The sequence below is a fragment of the Vibrio sp. 10N.237.312.B06 genome, assembly GCF_041464685.1.
GTDB lineage: Bacteria > Pseudomonadota > Gammaproteobacteria > Enterobacterales > Vibrionaceae > Vibrio > Vibrio tasmaniensis_A.
Map to the genome: position 1 here is coordinate 23521 of NZ_JBFSPI010000012.1, position 19029 is coordinate 42549.

14 protein-coding genes and 1 pseudogene are annotated in these 19029 nt (G+C 44.2%); 14 read left to right on the forward strand and 1 reads right to left on the reverse strand.

Going from position 1 to position 19029, the window contains the following annotated elements; genetic code table 11:
- The first annotated feature begins 30 nt into the window (after nucleotides 1–30).
- The 5 genes from AB6C75_RS05170 (at nucleotide 31) to AB6C75_RS05190 (ending at nucleotide 5291) form a co-directional block, all read left to right on the forward strand.
- Nucleotides 31–1092: an imelysin family protein gene (locus AB6C75_RS05170; protein WP_135384493.1), complete on the forward strand. Its 1062-nt coding sequence runs from the start codon at nucleotides 31–33 to the stop codon at nucleotides 1090–1092.
- A complete protein-coding gene (locus AB6C75_RS05175; protein ID WP_009848832.1) occupies nucleotides 1082–2170 on the forward strand; it encodes a DUF1513 domain-containing protein in 1089 nt (362 codons plus the stop codon). The genes AB6C75_RS05170 and AB6C75_RS05175 overlap by 11 nt, the downstream gene beginning before the upstream one ends.
- Nucleotides 2171–2251: 81 nt before the next feature.
- A complete protein-coding gene (locus AB6C75_RS05180; RefSeq protein ID WP_372107154.1) occupies nucleotides 2252–3790 on the forward strand; it encodes a murein L,D-transpeptidase in 1539 nt (512 codons plus the stop codon).
- 199 nt (nucleotides 3791–3989) lie between these two features.
- Nucleotides 3990–4538, forward strand: a complete 549-nt coding sequence (locus tag AB6C75_RS05185) for a YcbK family protein (protein ID WP_009848830.1) — start codon at nucleotides 3990–3992, stop codon at nucleotides 4536–4538.
- A gap of 99 nt (nucleotides 4539–4637) precedes the next feature.
- Complete coding sequence (locus tag AB6C75_RS05190; protein ID WP_029223976.1) at nucleotides 4638–5291, forward strand: MBL fold metallo-hydrolase; 654 nt, start codon at nucleotides 4638–4640, stop codon at nucleotides 5289–5291.
- A gap of 107 nt (nucleotides 5292–5398) precedes the next feature.
- Here the strand turns inward: AB6C75_RS05190 and AB6C75_RS05195 are convergent, their stop codons facing one another.
- Nucleotides 5399–6199: a DUF2982 domain-containing protein gene (locus AB6C75_RS05195; RefSeq protein ID WP_372107157.1), complete on the reverse strand. Its 801-nt coding sequence runs from the start codon at nucleotides 6197–6199 to the stop codon at nucleotides 5399–5401.
- 220 nt (nucleotides 6200–6419) lie between these two features.
- Between AB6C75_RS05195 and AB6C75_RS05200 the strand changes: the two genes are divergently transcribed.
- The 9 genes and pseudogenes from AB6C75_RS05200 (at nucleotide 6420) to AB6C75_RS05240 (ending at nucleotide 18703) form a co-directional block, all read left to right on the forward strand.
- The gene (locus AB6C75_RS05200) at nucleotides 6420–6812 is read left to right on the forward strand and encodes a hypothetical protein (protein WP_012604302.1); all 393 of its coding nucleotides are present in this window, start codon (nucleotides 6420–6422) and stop codon (nucleotides 6810–6812) included.
- 564 nt (nucleotides 6813–7376) lie between these two features.
- The gene (locus AB6C75_RS05205; RefSeq protein ID WP_009847138.1) at nucleotides 7377–8471 is read left to right on the forward strand and encodes a TRAP transporter substrate-binding protein; all 1095 of its coding nucleotides are present in this window, start codon (nucleotides 7377–7379) and stop codon (nucleotides 8469–8471) included.
- A 482-nt stretch (nucleotides 8472–8953) separates the two neighbouring features.
- Entirely contained in the window at nucleotides 8954–9526 is a 573-nt protein-coding gene (locus tag AB6C75_RS05210; protein WP_049779139.1) for a TRAP transporter small permease subunit, read from the forward strand.
- A 9-nt stretch (nucleotides 9527–9535) separates the two neighbouring features.
- On the forward strand, nucleotides 9536–10819 hold the full coding sequence (locus AB6C75_RS05215) for a TRAP transporter large permease subunit (protein ID WP_009847136.1): 1284 nt from the start codon (nucleotides 9536–9538) through the stop codon (nucleotides 10817–10819).
- Nucleotides 10820–10923: 104 nt separating this feature from the next.
- The gene (locus AB6C75_RS05220; RefSeq protein ID WP_372107160.1) at nucleotides 10924–12279 is read left to right on the forward strand and encodes a cache domain-containing protein; all 1356 of its coding nucleotides are present in this window, start codon (nucleotides 10924–10926) and stop codon (nucleotides 12277–12279) included.
- Nucleotides 12272–12910 carry a response regulator gene (locus AB6C75_RS05225; RefSeq protein ID WP_372107162.1) on the forward strand — a complete coding sequence of 213 codons (639 nt, stop codon included), beginning with the start codon at nucleotides 12272–12274 and terminating at the stop codon, nucleotides 12908–12910. The genes AB6C75_RS05220 and AB6C75_RS05225 overlap by 8 nt, the downstream gene beginning before the upstream one ends.
- Nucleotides 12911–13079: 169 nt before the next feature.
- Nucleotides 13080–14678 (forward strand): annotated as a pseudogene (locus tag AB6C75_RS05230) (BCCT family transporter).
- 272 nt (nucleotides 14679–14950) lie between these two features.
- Nucleotides 14951–16522, forward strand: coding sequence for a BCCT family transporter (locus AB6C75_RS05235; protein WP_009847132.1), 1572 nt, complete (start codon nucleotides 14951–14953; stop codon nucleotides 16520–16522).
- A gap of 297 nt (nucleotides 16523–16819) precedes the next feature.
- Nucleotides 16820–18703, forward strand: a complete 1884-nt coding sequence (locus tag AB6C75_RS05240; RefSeq protein ID WP_012604296.1) for a methyl-accepting chemotaxis protein — start codon at nucleotides 16820–16822, stop codon at nucleotides 18701–18703.
- The last annotated feature ends 326 nt before the right edge of the window (nucleotides 18704–19029 follow it).

A 19029-nucleotide genomic window follows, 5' to 3' on the forward strand; every position in this document is an offset into this window, starting at 1 on the left:
AAAAGAAAAATTAGGAAGTAAGGTAACAGCATGACGCATAAATTTTTGTTAATGCCTTTGTCGGTATTAATCATGGCAGGCTGCCAATCATCGGGTGAGCAAGCTGCTTCATCTGAGGTTAATGGTGTTTCTTATCAAGCAGATACGACCGATCACATCAGTCGCAGTGTGTATCAACAAGAGTTTGATTCAGCCGTCCTATTCGCCAAGCAAGCCAACGAGCTAGAAGTCTTGATGCAGGGTTACTGCCAAACTAATGATGTTGAGTTAGATGCTTTGAAAAATCAGTGGCAGCTCACCATGAACAGTTGGATGGCACTGCAAGGACAAGAAAGAGGCCCAACAGCGGCACTTGAAGAGAGCTGGAATATTCAATTTTGGCCAGATAAGAAGAACACCACCGGTCTTAAAATGCGTCAATTGACTCAGCAGGATAAAGCATGGTCTCAAGACGAAATCGCGCAGCAGAGTGTTACCGTTCAAGGGCTAGGCGCGTTGGAATGGTCGCTTTATGACGAGCAATCGCCACTGCTTCAAGACAAAGCACTAGGCTGCCAATCATCACAAGCGATTACTGAAAACTTAGCGATTAAGTCATCTTCGATTGCACAGGCATGGCAGGTTAACCCTTGGCTAGCGTTAGACGAGACTCGTTGGGAGTCTGAATACATCGCTTTATTGACCAACCAACTTGATTACAGCATGAAAAAGCTGAGTCGTCCAATGGCTAAAATCGGTCATCCGCGTCCTTACTTCTCAGAATCATGGCGTGCACAAACTTCGATGACTCAACTAAAAGCGAATGTAGCAGCACTTCAGAATTTGTACCTAGCCGATGGCAATGGCCTAGACGGCTTGTTGAGAGAGAAGGGCTTAAATGATCTTGCTGACCGTGTTGCTGACCAGTTCACGCTAACGCTAGATACTTGGCCTACAGACTCAAGTTTGTTCGAGTTGCTGCAGAGCAAAGAGGGCTACCGAAATGTGCTGACTCAATACAACAAACTAGAACGTTTGAAGTACTTGATTCATGAAGAAGTGGCGATAGAGCTTGGCGTGGTAATAGGATTTAATGCTACCGATGGTGACTGATACTACACGAAGAACGCTACTCAAGGCTGCACTGGGTTGTGCAGCTGTACCTGTACTTCCGTTTGGCTGCGCTAGTCGCTCTGGCGCCGCAAGCACATCTAATGATCCTCAACTGATCGGCTGTGCGCTTAATGGTCGTGGCCAATATTCAGCGGTTGTGGCGGACGAATATGGTATGCCGCTGAGTCAACTGCCGATCCCAGATCGTGGGCATGGCGTCGCGATTTGCCCAACATCATCACATGCGGTGGTTTTTGCTCGTCGTCCTGGTGACTATTTTATGGTGTTTGACTATAAAAATGGTCAGCAGATCAAGATGGTCGTGAAAGGTAACAATCGCCACTTCTATGGTCATGGCGTTTACTCATTAGATGGCAAGTTACTGTATGCCACGGAAGGGAAAACCGACAGCAGCCAAGGTGTGATTGGTGTTTACGATGTCTCACAAGGCTATCGTAAGGTCGAGGAGTTCACTGGCTTTGGTATTGGCCCTCATGAAGTGATCATCATGCCGGATGGAAATCTCGCGATCGGCGTTGGCGGCGTTCATACTGACGGTAGAACACCGAAAAACTTGAATTCAATGCAACCGAGTTTAAGTTATGTTTCACCTGAAGGTGCGCTGCTTGATCAGGTTGAATTGCTAGACAAGAAGCTGAGCATTCGACACTTAGCCCATGATGGTGCTGAAACCGTACTATGTGGCCAGCAATATCGTGGTGAACCAGATGAGTATCCTTCACTTTTGGTGATGCATACCAAAGGCGGGCAGTTTGAATCACTGAATGCAGAACCAGAGCAATGGGCAAGGTTCAATCACTATATCGCCAGTATTGCGGCGTCAGATGATTGGATTATTGCGACTTCGCCAAGAGGCAACTGTTATGGTATTTGGTCTAAAGAGACTAAAGAGTTAGTGGAACTCTCTGCGTTGTCTGATGCTTCTGGCGCAGTGCTGCTTGATGGTGAATTTCGACTCAGCTCTGGAGCGGGCAGTGTGGTGAGCCAACACAAGCCTTATGAGAAATCAACTCAGCAATCATCGGTCCAGTGGGATAACCACTGGAGTGCAATCTAGTTCATAAAACTCCTTAAAAAATAACATGCTTACTCCTATTTCTTTGCCATACTTATGAGATGATTGGTGATGGGGTTAAGCATGTTAGCAAAATACTTCTGTGGATTATTGGTGTTAGTCTCTGTGCATGCATGGAGCTATACGAGTTCTGACGAGAGCCGATTTATTCCGGCTGATTCAGAGCTCTCTTTTATGCTGATTTATCCAGAGCTTACCCAAAGTATTTATCAAGACTCATCTCTTCCAATTTTGTGGGATTCGCCTGAACTTGTTAAGGCGTTTGAATTCCAGTTGTCGCTTCTCGAACAAGCGCAAATGGCCCCGCTTTTTGAACGACAACTTAAGCAAATCCGCCACTATCAAACTCGTGGGCAATGGCAAGAGTTGGACATCTTATTAACCGATACCTTTATTTATTACCTAAGCTACGTTGAGAATGCGCCACTTGCCGGTAAAGAGTGGTATTTCTCGGGCAAGCTGCATTCCAAGTTGCCTGCGCCTTCTCCACATATCCTGATGAGATTGAAAAGCAGTGTCACCAATGATTACTTATTAGAAATGGTATTGTCCTATGCGCCGCCTGTTGGGGATTTTGACCAATTCAAGGCGACCTACTCCGTGCTAGAAACTGCGTTTGAACTCAATATAGAGCGATACAGACAGAAAGGGTTGAAACGCTTAGGTGATGAGCTTTCAGACAAAACCATTCTTGTTGAACGCATTGCTTTGGTTGGTGTTGATACCTCGATGATCGCGGTCGATTTCCCTGTATTTGACCAAGATCTGCAATCGGCAATTAAGTCTTTTCAGCGAATGCACGGCCTTACAGACGATGGGATCGTCGGGCCGGATACGATCAAATGGATCAACATGAGCTTTGATGAACGATTGACTTCGCTGGCTCTCAATGCCGAACGTGTTCGTTTGTGGCCAAGAGACAGAGACTCTCTCATCGTCGTCAATGTCCCTAGTTTTGATATGAAGTATTGGGAAGATGGTGAAGAGGTCTTTGAGTCCAAAGTGGTCGTGGGCAGAAAGTCGCGAAAAACACCGCTTTTAGAGATAAACCTAGATTCGGTTATCTTAAATCCTACTTGGAACGTGCCATGGAAAATCATGGTCAAAGACATCTTGCCTAAAGTAAAAGCGGACGAAAGCTACCTAGAGACACACAACTTTCAAGTGATTGATGGTTGGCGCACCATGGAAACCGTCGACACCACAGATATTGATTGGCAGACCATCAATTTCAATTCGTTCCCATATCGAATGCGTCAACAGGCGGGCTCACGTAATGCATTAGGTTTGTACAAGTTCAACACACCCAACAAGCGAGCTATCTATCTGCACGATACGCCAAGTAAAGGCCTGTTTAATGATGACTTCCGTGCTTACAGTTCAGGTTGTATACGTGTCGAACATGCAGAGGAATTGGCTGAATTGTTGTTTGCCACCAAGGTAAGGAAAGTACCTAACCAAAGTAACGATCTTGCTCCTAATACTAAGGTTCGCCTCAAGAAGCGAATCCCCGTGCATATCATCTATCAAACTGTGCTGTTTGAAGAAGGGGGTATACAGTATCGTGGTGACATCTACCAATATGATAAAGAGGGTGGTTAACCATCATTGAAGCCAATAAGGGTGATCTTGACCAAAAAATGACAACCAAGCTTCTATTGATAAAATTATAATGTGGATCAATAACTAACCGTACAAAGGTTACAATTACTAACCTTTTGGGCGGTTTTTGTACGTTGACGCAGCAATTTCCATTATGTATCGTGCATTTTTCGTTCGATCTAATTGGTTTTTTTGCTGTATGTCTCAAAGTTTATTTTCACGCCGTCAGTTTCTGACTTACGCTGGTGGTACTGCTGTTGTCGCCTCAATTACTCCTTCTATCGCTTTTGCTTCATACCCTGATCAACCAAGAACGATTAGCATGAACAATCTTCACACAGGTGAACGATTAGAGACCTGTTATTTCGATGGTACTAACTATGTTGGTGATGAAATGGCTCGTCTAAGCAAACTGTGCCGTGATTTCCGTCGTAATGAGATTCATCCAATGGATAAGAACCTGTTTGATCAGATCACTCAGATTCAAAATGTACTGGGTATTCAAAAAGAAGTTCAAATCATCTCTGGTTACCGTTCTCCAGCGACCAATGAAGCACTGCGCTCAAAGTCGAGTGGCGTAGCCAAGAAGAGCTACCACATGTTAGGTAAAGCGATCGATTTCCGTATTGATGGCGTTAACCTAAAAGAATTAAGAGACGTTGCTAAAAGCTTGAATGCGGGTGGTGTCGGTTATTATGCACGTAGCAACTTTATCCATATTGATACAGGTCCAGCACGCAGTTGGTAGTGTTAAGCTGAATTTACGAGCGAATGCTAGGTACTTGTCAAAGTAGACATCCAATGTCATAGTTTGCCCAAATTTCAGTTTGCCCTCTAAGGTTTGTATATGTCTCTTAAGTATCAAGTTGTCCCTGTTACCTCGTTCTCTCAAAACTGCTCAATTGTGTGGTGTGATGAGACAATGGAAGGCATCGTTGTCGATCCGGGCGGTGATGTTCAGCAACTGGCTGCTATCATCGAAGAGTTAGGTGTTAAAGTGGTGAATTTGGTATTGACTCACGGTCACCTAGACCATGTGGGCGGAACAGTACCGCTTGCTGAAATCTTGAACGTGAACATTGTTGGCCCACATAAAGCCGATAACTTTTGGCTTCAAGGTCTAGAGAATCAAAGCCAGATGTTCGGCTTCCCACTGTGTAAAGCCTTTGAACCAAACACTTGGTTAGAAGAGGGCGACAAAGTGACTTTTGGTAACCAAGTTATCGATGTGATTCACACGCCGGGTCATACTCCGGGTCACGTCGTGCTATTCAGTGAGCAAGCGCGTATGGCGTTTGTTGGTGATGTTTTATTTAACGGTGCTATTGGTCGCACGGATTTCCCGCAAGGCGACTTCAACACGCTAATTGCTTCAATCAAGACTAAGCTTTGGCCGCTAGGCAGTGATGTAACATTCGTACCGGGTCATGGTCCTGAGTCAACATTTGGCCGTGAGCGCGCATCAAATCCATTCGTTGCCGACGAGATGCCTATATATTAATTAAATCTTTGATTTAATATAAGAACGATTGAAAATGAAGCTTAGCTTTTGTTATGGAAGCTAAGCTTTTTTATTGCGTGCGGTTTTACTTTTAAACCAGTTTAATTTTAATCAGAAAGACGTTCGGCTGCCGCCAAGTAGCGTCGAGCCAGTCCAACAAACTCCTCCCCACTGATATTCAGATCATGGGTTGATATGAAAATGTCATACCCGTGGAAGCCTCTTTGATATTTCATTCTGTTCGCAAGCATCGCCTGTAATCCAGAATAGTCTTTAATCACCGCGTTGTGATTATTTGCTTTATCGGATGAATCCGCATCCATTTGCGTTTGTTGAGCGCTGAAACTCACTTTGTCGGTATTCTTTGATTCTTTATATTGGCTTAATTCCACACACCCGTTTTCGGTACAACGAGTGTGGTAGTGCGATGAGTCTAAAACCATATCTTCAAAGTTCGATTCTTTACCCGCTTGCTTCGCTCCCAAGTACAAAAGTGCTCGTTGGCTGAGCAATAATTCGCAGGTTATTTTTGGGCAAATAGAGTCAAGGTAGGACGAGTAATCTTTCATTTTAATGCCGACCCAAGGGAGAGGTTGATGCCAACCCTCTTGTTCGTAGGTACACATGCCAATCTTTTCAATATTGCTCCACTTTAAAACCCACCCACCTTTATAAAAATGCTGTTGAAAGTGAGTGGGGGTGAGCGTGAACATCACTCTGCTACGAAGCATCAAATAATAGCCCGTGCCCAAAAGTGCGCTAATGCAAAATGCACCCACGATCAGTAATTTTGAGTTATCAATGTATAACGCCATGATTAGGCAAGCGAATCCTAAAATGATGGCGATAATTCGATATGATTGCGTAAATGCAGGCAAAGAGAAATTTGTAAGGTGACGAGTGTCCATAGGCAACACCAAGTTTTCATATTTTTGTCTGGATGGATAACCAGTGTATATGACCCTGAATTGATAAGTCGATGATTAAATAATAGACGCTAGTAGACAATATCGGTATTTTTCGTCGACTTTCGACGCTTCACTCTACAAATAGCTCCGGTTTTTTGGTATAAATCGCGCTTCAAATTTTCACCACTGCGAAAAGAGCAGTGAACTGGAGAAATATTCAATGAGACTTGCTCATAAGCGTAAGGTGCAGGCTAAACTGCAGAAACGCACTAAAGCGGCTGTAGTTAAAGCAGTGGCAACGCCGAAAAAAGCGAAGCCTGTCGCAGAGAAAGTTGTAGCAGAAAAAACTGTAGCAGCAAAACCAGCGGTAGAGAAAGCAGTAGCAGCAACTAAAGAAGTTGCAGTAGCACTGACTCCTAAGCAACAACAAGTTCTAGACATCGTTGTTAGCAATGCTGAAGGCATTAACCCTAAAGGTATCGGCCTAGCAGCTGGTCAAGAAGACGCGAAAGCAGCTTCATGGGCAACAGGCGCATTGAAAAAACTTCTTGAAGAAAACCTAGTAGCGAAAGAGCAACTTGCAGGTAACAAGGTTATCTACAAAGCTATGTAATCCCGCGGGATTACATTCGCTTCGTTAAAGTTTTTAAGCCTCGATTATCGAGGCTTTTTTGTATCTGGAGGATCATGCTAACCCTAACCCCATACACACATTCAAACCTAGCCCCAGAAGCCTTTTCCCAATCGGCAGGCCCCTTCCGTTATTCACCAGTCTTTCGCGTGTCCCATGTTTCGAATCAGTAGGTACCAAAGTAGGACGTCTAATTCTCTGAAACTTTGATTTATATGGATAAATGCATTTAAGTGCGTATTCGATGTGTGGCGAGAATAGAGCTTCCTCACGAAATGGAAATCAATTGTTAATGCAGTTTCACTATAACTACTTAGGTATTTATCAATACTAATTACCCTAATGAATCTCCCAGAGCCTTTAAAATCGACATCGCTAAATTATCTCCTACGTAGTTCTACGTAACCCTTTGGTCTAATACGCAGTTTATGTGAGTCCGTCGTGCGTGCTCTCCCTGATATCTTGTTGCTACATCACGGTGCACTCTTATGTTGAATCATAAAAAATGCTCATAGAAAGAGTGTTAACCCAACAAAGGACGTGAATATGAGTCTCATTTCTAACTCCCTCACACGAGTTTTTAAAAACGTTGCAGTTACTGCAGCGGCTTGTTTAGCTTTGGTCGCTACTGGTGCTACTGCTGCTGATAAGGTTTATCGCTTGAAGCTTGCTGAAACATGGGGACCAAACTTCCCTGTATTCGGTGACGCGACGAAGAACATGGCTGCGATGGCTGAGAAAATGTCGAACGGTCGACTGCAAATCAGAATCGATTCTGCGAACAAACACAAAGCACCGCTTGGCGTTTTTGACATGGTTAAGTCTGGTCAATACGACATGGGACACTCAGGCTCTTACTACTGGAAAGGTAAAGTTCCAAACACGCTTTACTTCACTTCTATGCCTTTCGGTATGACGCCAGCTGAACAATATGCGTGGTTCTATCACGGTGGTGGTATGGAGTTGATGGAGCAGGTTTACTCTCCACATAATTTGATGTCGTTCCCAGGTGGTAATACGGATATCCAGATGGGCGGTTGGTTTCAAAAAGAGATCAACAGTGTGGAAGACCTACAAGGTCTGAAAATGCGTATCCCTGGCTTTGCTGGTGAGATTCTAGCGGAGCTAGGCGCTAAACCTACCAATATTGCCCCAGGTGAGCTTTACACGTCTCTAGAGCGTCGCACAATCGATGCACTAGAGTGGGTAGGCCCATCACTTGATCTGCGTATGGGCTTCCACAAGATCGCGCCTTACTACTACACAGGTTGGCATGAGCCGGGTTCAGAGCTTCAATTCCTAGTGAACAAGCGTACATGGAACAAGCTTCCTGAAGACCTACAAGAAATCTTGCGTGTTGCAATGCGTACAGCGGCTTACGACATGTACACACAAGCAACGCACGAAAGTGGAAAGAACTGGGTTTCAATGAAAACAGAATACCCAGACGTACAAGTTAAAGATTTCCCACCAGAGGTTATGTCTGCACTGAAAGAAGCGAACGATCGCCTACTTGCTAAGCACGCTGAGAAAGATGCATTGGCAAAAGAGATTCAAGCTTCACAAGCAAGCTACCTAGAGCAAGTACGTTCATGGACAGATATTTCACATAGAGCTTATTTAAATAGCCAAGCGAAATAATCGACAGTTTTTGAACTGAAGCTAAATGAACCCAAAGCTATTCTTGTTAGGTAACTAAGAGTGACTAAGCGGCGGGTTCATTTTAACCATAATAACTAGGGCGTGTTGACCTTTCGAGCTGATTTTTGCAGCGAGTTGCAGGGTATTTATACAAGGCAGAGGCTTTGATGTGTAGCTAGCCTCCATGAGAAGCCGATAACGTAGTAGAAATGACCAGCAAACGCTGCCCGAAGGGTTCGGCTAAAAGCGTTTTACTCTTTGTTGAGGGGGGGGGCTTAGAATGACTAGGCTACTTCCCCCTCGCCGCGATTAAAACGCTTTTATCTCGAACAAAATTTAACCACGAAAGGTTAACACTCCCTAAGCAGGATAAATCCTGTAATACGCCCAAGAACCCTTTCTACGTCGTGCCTATTGCTAGCTATAAACTGAATCGTTTTTAGTTTGGGTTAGTTGTGCTGCGCGATGTCTTTTCAAATTCCATGGAGTCGGGAATGCGAAGTCTAATTTATATTGAACGCCTGTTTAATCGTATCGGTGATGCACTGGGATGGCTTTCCAGTATGTTGTTTATTCTACTTATCGCTAACGTTGTGTATGACGTTGTCATGAGATATGCCTTCAATGATGTCTCAATCGCTTTCCAAGAGATGGAATGGCACCTTTTCTCAGCCGTTTTTCTATTAGGTGTTCCTTATGCCATCAAGGCAGGTGGTCATGTTCGAGTAGACGTGTTCTACGAACAATTGAGCTTTAAAGCGCAAGCCATTATTGACCTGCTAGGCACACTGATCTTTCTGATGCCTTTCTGTTTGCTGGTTGCTTGGTTTGGTATTGATGTTGCCAAAGAGAGTTATAACCTCGGCGAAACCTCAGGTGACCCGGGTGGCCTGCCATATCGATGGATCATCAAAGCCATGATTCCACTGTCATTTTTCTTGATGGCACTCAGCGGAGTCGGTTTGATCCTGCACTCGTTGAACAAAATTTTTAATCCCCATCTCATCCATGCAAATAACACGCATGCAAACAATATTCATACAAAGAATAAGTAGAGGCTGAACATGATTGGAATAGTAATGTTTTTCGTAGCCTTGTTTGCACTTTTACTAGGCTTCCCGGTGGCGTTTACCTTTGGTGGTATCGCGCTAATCTTTGGTGTTTGGGCGGAAGGCATCGAAATGTTTGCCTTCATGCCATATCGAATTCAATCAATCATGGAAAATACGGTGCTGATGGCCGTTCCATTGTTTGTTTTCATGGGACTTGTTCTACAAAAGACTAAGCTTGCTGAGCAGTTACTTGAGTCTATGGGACGACTGTTTGGTGGTGTACGAGGTGGTATCGCAATCTCGACAGTTCTCGTAGGTTCACTGCTTGCCGCTTCAACCGGTGTGGTAGGCGCTTCTGTGGTTGCAATGGGGCTTATCTCGTTGCCCGTCATGCTCAAGTACAACTACGACAAAGGCTTAGCCTGCGGCACCATCTGTGCGTCTGGTACGTTAGGGCAAATCATTCCGCCATCCATCGTCTTGATTCTATTGGGGGACGTATTGGGTGTTCCGGTAGGTGACTTGTTCCAAGCCGCGATTTGGCCGGGCGTGATGTTAGTGGGGGCTTATATCGTTTATATCTTAATATACGCGAAGCTTAACCCTGAAGCCGCTCAACCAATTGAGCGTGATGATTCCATCAGCCGTAAACAAGAAGTCATCAACGCTTTGAAAGCAATCATACCGCCACTCGCGCTGATTATTGTCGTATTGGGCTCTATCTTTGCGGGTGTTGCTACGCCGACAGAGTCTGCTGCTCTGGGTGGTGCGGGTGCGATGGTACTCGCTTTGCTCTACGGTCAGTTTAGTTGGTCGATGGTGTATGATGCCTCTAAAGAGACGGTGAAAGTAACGGCAATGGTATTTGCTATCTTGTTGGGTGCAACGGCATTCTCAATGGCGTTTACTTATACTGGCGGTGACTATCTGGTTGAAGAGTGGATGTTGCAGTTACCGGGTGAGAAATGGGGTTTCTTGATCATTACCATGTTGGTGATTTTGATTCTGGGTTTCTTCATCGACTTCGTAGAAATCTGTTTCATCATTGTGCCGATTATTGCGCCTGTTGCTGAGCTGATGGGAATCAACATGACTTGGTTCGCAATCCTTATCGCGATGAACCTTCAAACCTCATTCTTGACGCCACCGTTTGGCTTCAGTTTGTTCTATCTAAAAGGGGTGGCACCAAAAGGTGTGACTACCAAGGATATCTACCGAGGCGTGATGCCTTTCATTTTGATTCAAATCCTCGTACTTGGATCACTTCTCGCTTTCCCGTCTTTCTATGGAATGTGAGTGAAGCCTAGAATGTGAATGATATGTTTCAACGGCTATCCATAAATTGATAAAGTAAAACGGCTTATTGATGTTCAATAAGCCGTTTTTTGTGAGGAAAAGGAATGCCTCTAAAAGTTAAGCTGATTTTGCTGACGCTACTCCCGTTGCTGATTGTAACGGCGAGCATTAGTTGGATCTCGTTACACCAAACTAAGACGTTGGGTGAGAAAGAGGTCGAAATCTTCCGAGACAGCTTAATTAAGTCGCGTGAAAACGCCCTCAAAGACACTGTTGATCTCGCATTTGATGCCATCGAACATATCTACAATGATCCCGATATCCAAGAAGCACAAGCCAAAAGAGAAGTTCGAACCATATTGTCTAAACTAAGGTATGGCTCTGACGGTTACTTCTTTGCGTATGATCGCCACGGAACCAATTTGGTTCATCCAATCCAGCCAGAGTTGATAGGGCAAAACTTACTTCAACTGCAAGATGAAGATGGCGATTTCCTAATCGAAGCGTTGTTGAAAGAAGCACAAACAGGCGGAGGATTTCACCAATATTTGTGGCAAAAGCCTTCGACGGGTGAGGTGGTCTCGAAGCTGAGTTACGCCGCTTGGTTAGAGCGCTGGGACTGGATGATTGGCACCGGCTTGTATATTGAGGATGTGCATCAAGAAGTGGCCTCGATGCAGGCCGCAATTAACAAGAATATTGAAACCACGTTCTTTTCGATTGTGGTGATTCTGAGTGTGACGGTCGCGGTCATCATTGTACTGACCTTGGCCATTAACATGCATGAACATCGGATAGCGGATAACAACTTGAAGGAACTAGCTCATAAGACGGTGATGTTTCAAGAGGACGAAAAGAAGCATCTCGCGCGTGAGTTGCATGATGGTATTAACCAATTATTAGTGTCGAGTCGCTGTCACTTAGAACTGCTCGGTAAGAAGCTACAAAGCGAAGACCTTAAAGCGCATTTGAATAAGTCTCAGCATTCACTGATGCGGGCAATCGAAGAGGTGAGGCATATTTCGCATCAACTTCGACCAAGTTCATTGGATGATATCGGCTTAGAAGCGGCGTTGTCTTCGCTGTTATTAGACTTTCAGGCGCACTCGAGCATTGAAGTGGAAACCTTGTTTAATACGCAGCCGGGAAAGTTGAAATCAGAAGCTGCGACGACTTTATATCGAGTGGTGCAAGAGTCACTGAATAATATAGAGAAACACGCACAAGCGACCAAAGTAACGGTTATCGCACAGCAAATTGGAAATGTGTTGCAGTTGCTCATCCAAGACGATGGAGTCGGTTTCAATACCTATAAAGCAATGGAAAAGCGAGGTATTGGGTTACGTAACATGAGAGAACGGGTGGAGTTCATCGGTGGTGACTTTGAATTGATGAGTGAGGTAGGCTTTGGAACGGAAATTACAGTGTTACTGACACTAGAGGGATTAGTGAATGAGTGAAGTTATTCGAGTTGTGATTGCAGATGATCACCAAGTGGTACTGGATGGCTTTATGGCGAGATTAGAACTCGAGCCTGATATTAGCGTGATAGGTACAGCCAGCAATGGATTAGAAGCCGTTGAAGTGGTTAAAGACCTGCGCCCTGATGTGGTGTTGATGGATATCAGCATGCCTATCATGAATGGTATTGATGCCACTCACCTGATTAAAGAGGAAGATCCTCAAGCTAAGGTGCTGATGCTGACCATGCATAACAACCGTGAATACATCATGAAGATGATGCAATCGGGTGCTGTCGGCTATATGTTGAAAGAAATTTCGGCTGAAAAAATGGTGCAGGCAATCAAGACGGTCAATCAAGGCTCAACCTATTTCTGTGAAAAAGTGACTCAGAACTTGTTTACTCAGCCTATTACTCCCACACAATCTGTGAAGAACCCATTGAGTAGGCGTGAGGAAGCTGTGTTGAAATTAGTGGCTAAAGGGGAGAGCAGTAAAGAGATCGCGAAGGGATTAAATATCAGTTACCGAACGGTTGAAACCCATAGACAAAATATCAAGCATAAGCTCGACATTCACTCTACGGCAGAGCTTGCCAAGTATGCTGTTAGCTCTGGGCTTGTTGAGTGATGTTACGCTAAATTACAGTGAATGTGTAATTTAATTACCAAACGTGCCGTTTACACCCGTTTTTTGATGGTTTTTTTAGTATTTTTGCGACGAGTTGTTATTCTTCCCTTCGAAATTTAAGTGCCAAATGCAATGTTGCAAATTGTGCGCTACTAATTAGAGAGGATGCATGGAGCCTGTAAAGGATAGGTTTAGTATTGATAATACTGATTATACCGTAGGACAAGATAATGTTCAGAAATGGGGTTTTGATGTTCATAACCCTGTATTTGGAATCAGTGCTGGGGCGATAATTGCTTTCCTGATTGCGCTTTTGGTTGCAGAACCTGAAACAGCTAAAGCGGCACTTGATGGCGTTAAGTGGAAAGTCATCGGTAACTTCGATGGTTTCTTTATGTGGGCTGCGAACCTTTTCGTATTTTTCTGTTTTGTCCTCATTATCTCCCCGTACGGAAAGATACGTATAGGTGGCGATGATGCTAAAGCAGAGCACTCTAACCTATCTTGGATGTCGATGTTATTCGCCGCGGGAATGGGTATTGGCCTCATGTTCTGAGGTGTGGCAGAGCCAGTAGCTTACTTTACCGGTTGGTATGAAACACCGCTCGGTGTTGAAGCGTATTCTCCTGAAGCGGCTAAGTTGGCACTAGGTGCAACCATCTACAACTGGGGCTTGCACGGTTGGGCAATCTACGCCGTTGTTGCTTTGTCTCTTGCCTTCTTTACTTTCAATAAAGGCTTACCGCTTTCTATTCGCTCAATCTTTTACCCGCTACTCGGTGACAGAACTTGGGGGTGGTTTGGTCATATCGTTGATATTGTCGCAGTACTTGCAACATTGTTTGGCCTTGCAACATCACTTGGCCTAGGTGCACAGCAAGCCGCAAGCGGTATTAACCATGTATTTGGTACCGATGGCGGTATTGGTATGCAGCTTATTGTTATTGCAGTGGTAACACTGTTGGCAACAATGTCGGTGATTCGCGGTATTAACGGTGGTGTTAAGGTTCTCAGCAACGTCAACATGGTTGTTGCATTAGGCTTGCTGATCTTCGTAACTATCGCGGGTGGCATGGCGGGTATTAAGGCGATACCAACCGCGCTAATGGGCTACATTGAGAACTTTATTCCTCTTAGTAACCCTCATGGTCGTGATGATGAAACATGGATGCAAGGTTGGACGGTATTTTACTGGGCTTGGTGGATTTCATGGTCACCATTCGTAGGCATGTTCATCGCTCGTATCTCTAAAGGTCGTACAATTCGTGAATTCATCGTTGCAGTCTTATTTATCCCGACGTCTGTCATTATCATTTGGATGGCTATTTTCGGTGGTATTGCGATTGACCAGGTGGCGAATAAAGTGGGTGAGATTGGTATAAATGGTCTGCAAGATATTACACTTTCTCTATTCCACACTTATGATGCGCTGCCAATGAGCTCAGTGCTTTCCGTGGTATCGATTGGTTTGATTATGGTGTTTTTCATCACTTCATCAGATTCAGGTTCATTGGTTATTGATAGCATTACTTCTGGCGGAAAAGTCGATGCACCTGTTCCACAGCGTGTATTTTGGGCATTGATGGGCGGCGCGATTGCGGCGGTCCTACTGTGGGTTGGTGGTACTGAATCTATTCAGGCATTACAAGCTGGAACAGTCTCAATGGCATTACCATTTGCCTTCATATTATTGCTTATGTGCCTAAGTTTGTTTCTTGGTTTACGTACAGAGAATCAATTGGTTAAGCAGCAAAGTGCTTTGAGCTAAAAGTATTTTTTCAAATAGAGGCCGACTTAGTCGGCCTTTTTTTCGCCGCAAACATAAGTGATTACCTATATTTTGTTTGAAAATCCATCGAACTGATTCTGGTTTACTGAAAACAATAAGTTAACCTGCTAAACTTCAGACATCCAAGTATTTGAATTATTGTGACAACAGCTTGTACTACTTGGATCGTATGTTCGAGTTTGTGATTCAGTCACAGGAAAGTAAGGGATATGAGGTCAACAGACCTTATAAGTATTCCGTAGAGAGGAATAATGACTAAAGGTATAGATAAATACAGTATCGACAGTACGGATTACACTGTTGGTCAAGATAACGTCCAAAAATGGGGTTTTGACGTTCATAACCCAGTGTTTGGTATCAGTGCGGGACTCATCACTTTGTTCTTGATCGGTGTGCTGCTTACAGATACCGCTTCAGCAAAGTCAGCATTGGATGGTGTTAAATGGCAAATTATCAATTCATTTGATTGGTTGTTCATTTGGTCCGGTAATATTTTCGTTATTTTTTGCTTAGGCTTGATTGTTTCTCCGTTTGGTAAAATCCGCCTTGGTGGTGTTGATGCAACGGCAGATTACTCATTCATGTCTTGGTTATCGATGCTGTTTGCTGCAGGTATGGGTATTGGCTTGATGTTCTGGAGTGTTGCAGAACCTGCGGCTTACTACACAGGTTGGTATGAAACGCCACTTGGCGTAGAGGCAAATACACCAGAAGCTGCAAAACTAGCACTCGGTGCAACCATGTATCACTGGGGGCTTCACCCTTGGGCTATTTATGGTGTTGTGGCGCTTTCACTGGCTTTCTTCTCTTACAACAAGGGATTACCGCTTTCAATTCGTTCTATCTTCTACCCAATTTTAGGTGATAGAGCGTGGGGCTGGGCTGGTCACATCGTTGATATTCTTGCTGTACTTGCAACCCTGTTTGGTTTGGCGACATCGCTTGGCCTTGGTGCGCAACAAGCGGCAAGTGGTATTCAGCATGTATTCGGCATTGAGGCAGGCTTAGGGTTACAAGTCATTGTTATTACCGTAGTAACTTTGCTAGCGGTCGTATCCGTACTTCGTGGTATTGATGGTGGCGTTAAAGTTATCAGTAACATCAACATGTTGGTTGCTTTCCTACTGCTTATCCTAGTAGCTCTAATCGGCTACGCAGTGACTCTAGGTTCAATCCCTACAACATTGATGGCATACATCGAGAACATCATTCCGTTGAGCAACCCTCACGGTCGTGAAGATGAAGCTTGGTTACATGGTTGGACTGTATTCTACTGGGCCTGGTGGATCTCATGGTCTCCATTTGTCGGTATGTTTATCGCGCGTGTTTCTAAAGGTCGTACTGTTCGTGAGTTCATTACAGCGGTACTGATTGTTCCAACGACAGTGACTATCATTTGGATGTCAGTGTTCGGTGGTATGGCAATTGATCAAATCGTGAATAAGGTTGGTACCCTAGGTCAAAATGGCTTAACTGATGTATCACTGGCAATGTTCCAAATGTTTGATGTATTGCCGTTTGGTACTCTGCTTTCAATCATTGCGGTTGTATTGGTTCTCGTATTCTTTATTACATCGTCTGACTCGGGCTCTTTAGTCATCGACAGTATTACCGCTGGTGGTAAAGTTGATACGCCAGTGCCTCAACGCGTATTCTGGGCGTTCCTTGAAGGTGCGATTGCAGTAGCTCTATTGTGGGTTGGCGGTACTGAAGCCGTTCAAGCTCTGCAAGCGGGTGCAATCTCAACAGCATTGCCATTCACCATCATTCTATTGTTGATGTGTGTGAGCCTACTAATGGGTATGCGAACAGAGAAAAGATAGACTACGTACTATTCGATTTTTCATCTTTTTGATGTCGAATACAAAGTAAAACAAAAGGCAGAAGAGGAAACTCTCCTGCCTTTTTTTATCCATTTTACAGCCTGTAAAACTGTATATATCGTAGAAATCGTCGTTGAAATGGCGCCTTGAATTTGGCGAAAAGCCAAGTAATTGGCGAAAGCTAAGTTTTTGGTTTTATTGCAAATATAATGTGATGTAAAACTGTGAAATAGCTCGAATCGTTTGCTTAAATTGGGTAGTATTCGCTAGATTATCCACCACTCGTGAAACTTACTAATGAAATTAACACTTAAGCAGAAGTTGATAGGTGCTAGCCTATCTGCTGTTATCGTCATGGCAACAGCCTTGACTTGGTTATCAGCAAACCAATTATTTGAAGAGACTCGTAATGGTGTATACCAACGAGCTGAAAGCGTATCTGAAGCAGCATCTGAAGGTATTAAAAACTGGATTGATATTCGCACGGATATCGCATCAGCATTTAATGACTTTTCACGAGAGGATGATGTTGTTCCTTTCCTTAAGCAAGCTCGTGTAGCGGGTGGCTTTGACGATATCTTTTTAGGTACTCCAGAAGGCGGAATGTACCGTTCACACCCTGAACGTAATCGTGCAGATTACGACCCTCGTCAACGCCCTTGGTACCAGGAAGCAAACGCAGCCGGTAAGCAAATTATTACAACCGCTTATCAAGATGCGATTACCCAAGCGCTTCTAGTTACGATTGCTGAACCTGTTCGTCATAACGGTAAGCTTGTTGGTGTTGTTGGTGCGGATGTACTTATTGATCAACTAGTCAACGATGTTATCAGCTTAGATGTTGGTGACAACGCTTACGCAATGCTCATTGATGCCTCTGACGGCACATTCCTAGCACACCCAGACTCAGCACTGAGCCTTAAGCCTGTAAGCCAGCTTTCAAACGACATTTCTATGCCTATCATCGAAAACGCAGTGCGTACGGGTAGCATCGAGATCATCAAAGAGCGCGGTGCTGAGAAGCTGCTTTACTTCACTAATGTGCCTAACACGAACTGGATTTTCGCAGTTCAGATGGACAAAGCAACAGAAGAAGCGAATCACTCAATACTTCTTACGCAACTCATTACTACAGCGGTTGTAATTACTCTGATCGTTATCGTGTTGGTTTCTATGTTGGTTAGTTTCCTATTCCGCGACTTAAACCGCGTTTCAGCGGCACTTGAAGAAATTGCTTCAGGCGAGGGCGACTTGACCCAACGTCTTGAGCTTAAAAGTGATGACGAAATTGGTAAACTTGCGGCAAATTTCAATCATTTTGTGGGCAACATGCACACCATGGTACTCAAGCTAAGTGAAGTGTCTGCTGCATTGGGTAACCAAGCACGTCAAACAGCTTCTCAAGCTGAAGAGCGTAGTGCTCGCATTCAGATGCAACAAGACGAAATCAATATGGTAGCAACAGCCGTGAACGAAATGGCTGCAGCAACACAAGAGATTGCGGGTAACGCTGATCAAACTGCACAGAATTCATCTGAGGCCGTTGGCGCGTGTGAGCACGGTACGGGTCAAGTTACACAGACTCAAAGCTCAATCCAAAACCTTGCACAAGAAGTTCAAGTTGCAACGAACGTGATTCTTGAGCTAGAAGAGCACGGCAATAGCATCAACGCTATCTTGTCTAACATTCAAGGCATTGCTGAACAAACTAACTTACTTGCACTTAACGCGGCGATTGAAGCTGCCCGTGCTGGCGAACAAGGTCGCGGTTTTGCGGTTGTTGCTGATGAAGTGAGAGTTTTGAGCCAACGTACACACGGTTCAACTCAAGAAATTCAACAAACGATTGAATTACTGCAAGGTACAACGGGCAAAGCGGTAAGTATCATGAACGATAGCCGAACGCTTGCTGAAACCAGTGTTGATGACTCAAACTCAGCGGCCGCTAGCTTAACGCAAATTCATGCTGCTGTTGAACGTATCAGTGATATGGCGACTCAAATCGCTTCTGCTGCAGAAGAGCAAGCGTCAGTAACGTCTGAGATTACTCGTAACACTGAAGGAATCCGTGACGTATCTAACGAGCTAGCAGGTGAAGCGCACCAAGCTGCAGAACAAGCTGCTCAGCTTTCTGAACTGTCTAATGAACTAGAAAATGAAATCAGCCGTTTTAAGCTGTAATTATAGATAGTTAGATAGTTAGATAGTTAGATAGTTAGATAGATAGATAGATAGATAGATAGATAGAACGAAGCCCCAACTTAGGTTGGGGCTTTTTTATGTTCGCTTTTTAGAAGAAGCAAAATGTCGTGATCTAATCATGCTGGGCTATTGTTTATTGAAGGTTAAACAGCCCGAGCGTGATGATAGAGAGAATTAAAAGTTAATACAAAAGAGAAAGTGAGTTATACGCTGGTAACGCATTGAAAATAAGAAATAAAAGATGAGTTTTAGCTCTAAAGTGAATTATTGAAGATTTTAGGACTTTAATGAAGAGCTCATGGTTA

What these genes read in the sequence shown, in the direction of transcription:
- AB6C75_RS05195 (WP_372107157.1), bottom strand. Translation starts at nt 6,199, where the DNA reads ATGGACACTCGTCACCTTACAAATTTCTCTTTGCCTGCATTTACGCAA.
- AB6C75_RS05170 (WP_135384493.1), top strand. Translation starts at nt 31, where the DNA reads ATGACGCATAAATTTTTGTTAATGCCTTTGTCGGTATTAATCATGGCA.
- AB6C75_RS05180 (WP_372107154.1), top strand. Translation starts at nt 2,252, where the DNA reads ATGTTAGCAAAATACTTCTGTGGATTATTGGTGTTAGTCTCTGTGCAT.
- AB6C75_RS05235 (WP_009847132.1), top strand. Translation starts at nt 14,951, where the DNA reads ATGACTAAAGGTATAGATAAATACAGTATCGACAGTACGGATTACACT.
- AB6C75_RS05205 (WP_009847138.1), top strand. Translation starts at nt 7,377, where the DNA reads ATGAGTCTCATTTCTAACTCCCTCACACGAGTTTTTAAAAACGTTGCA.
- AB6C75_RS05210 (WP_049779139.1), top strand. Translation starts at nt 8,954, where the DNA reads ATGGAGTCGGGAATGCGAAGTCTAATTTATATTGAACGCCTGTTTAAT.
- AB6C75_RS05240 (WP_012604296.1), top strand. Translation starts at nt 16,820, where the DNA reads ATGAAATTAACACTTAAGCAGAAGTTGATAGGTGCTAGCCTATCTGCT.
- AB6C75_RS05200 (WP_012604302.1), top strand. Translation starts at nt 6,420, where the DNA reads ATGAGACTTGCTCATAAGCGTAAGGTGCAGGCTAAACTGCAGAAACGC.
- AB6C75_RS05175 (WP_009848832.1), top strand. Translation starts at nt 1,082, where the DNA reads ATGGTGACTGATACTACACGAAGAACGCTACTCAAGGCTGCACTGGGT.
- AB6C75_RS05215 (WP_009847136.1), top strand. Translation starts at nt 9,536, where the DNA reads ATGATTGGAATAGTAATGTTTTTCGTAGCCTTGTTTGCACTTTTACTA.
- AB6C75_RS05220 (WP_372107160.1), top strand. Translation starts at nt 10,924, where the DNA reads ATGCCTCTAAAAGTTAAGCTGATTTTGCTGACGCTACTCCCGTTGCTG.
- AB6C75_RS05185 (WP_009848830.1), top strand. Translation starts at nt 3,990, where the DNA reads ATGTCTCAAAGTTTATTTTCACGCCGTCAGTTTCTGACTTACGCTGGT.
- AB6C75_RS05225 (WP_372107162.1), top strand. Translation starts at nt 12,272, where the DNA reads ATGAGTGAAGTTATTCGAGTTGTGATTGCAGATGATCACCAAGTGGTA.
- AB6C75_RS05190 (WP_029223976.1), top strand. Translation starts at nt 4,638, where the DNA reads ATGTCTCTTAAGTATCAAGTTGTCCCTGTTACCTCGTTCTCTCAAAAC.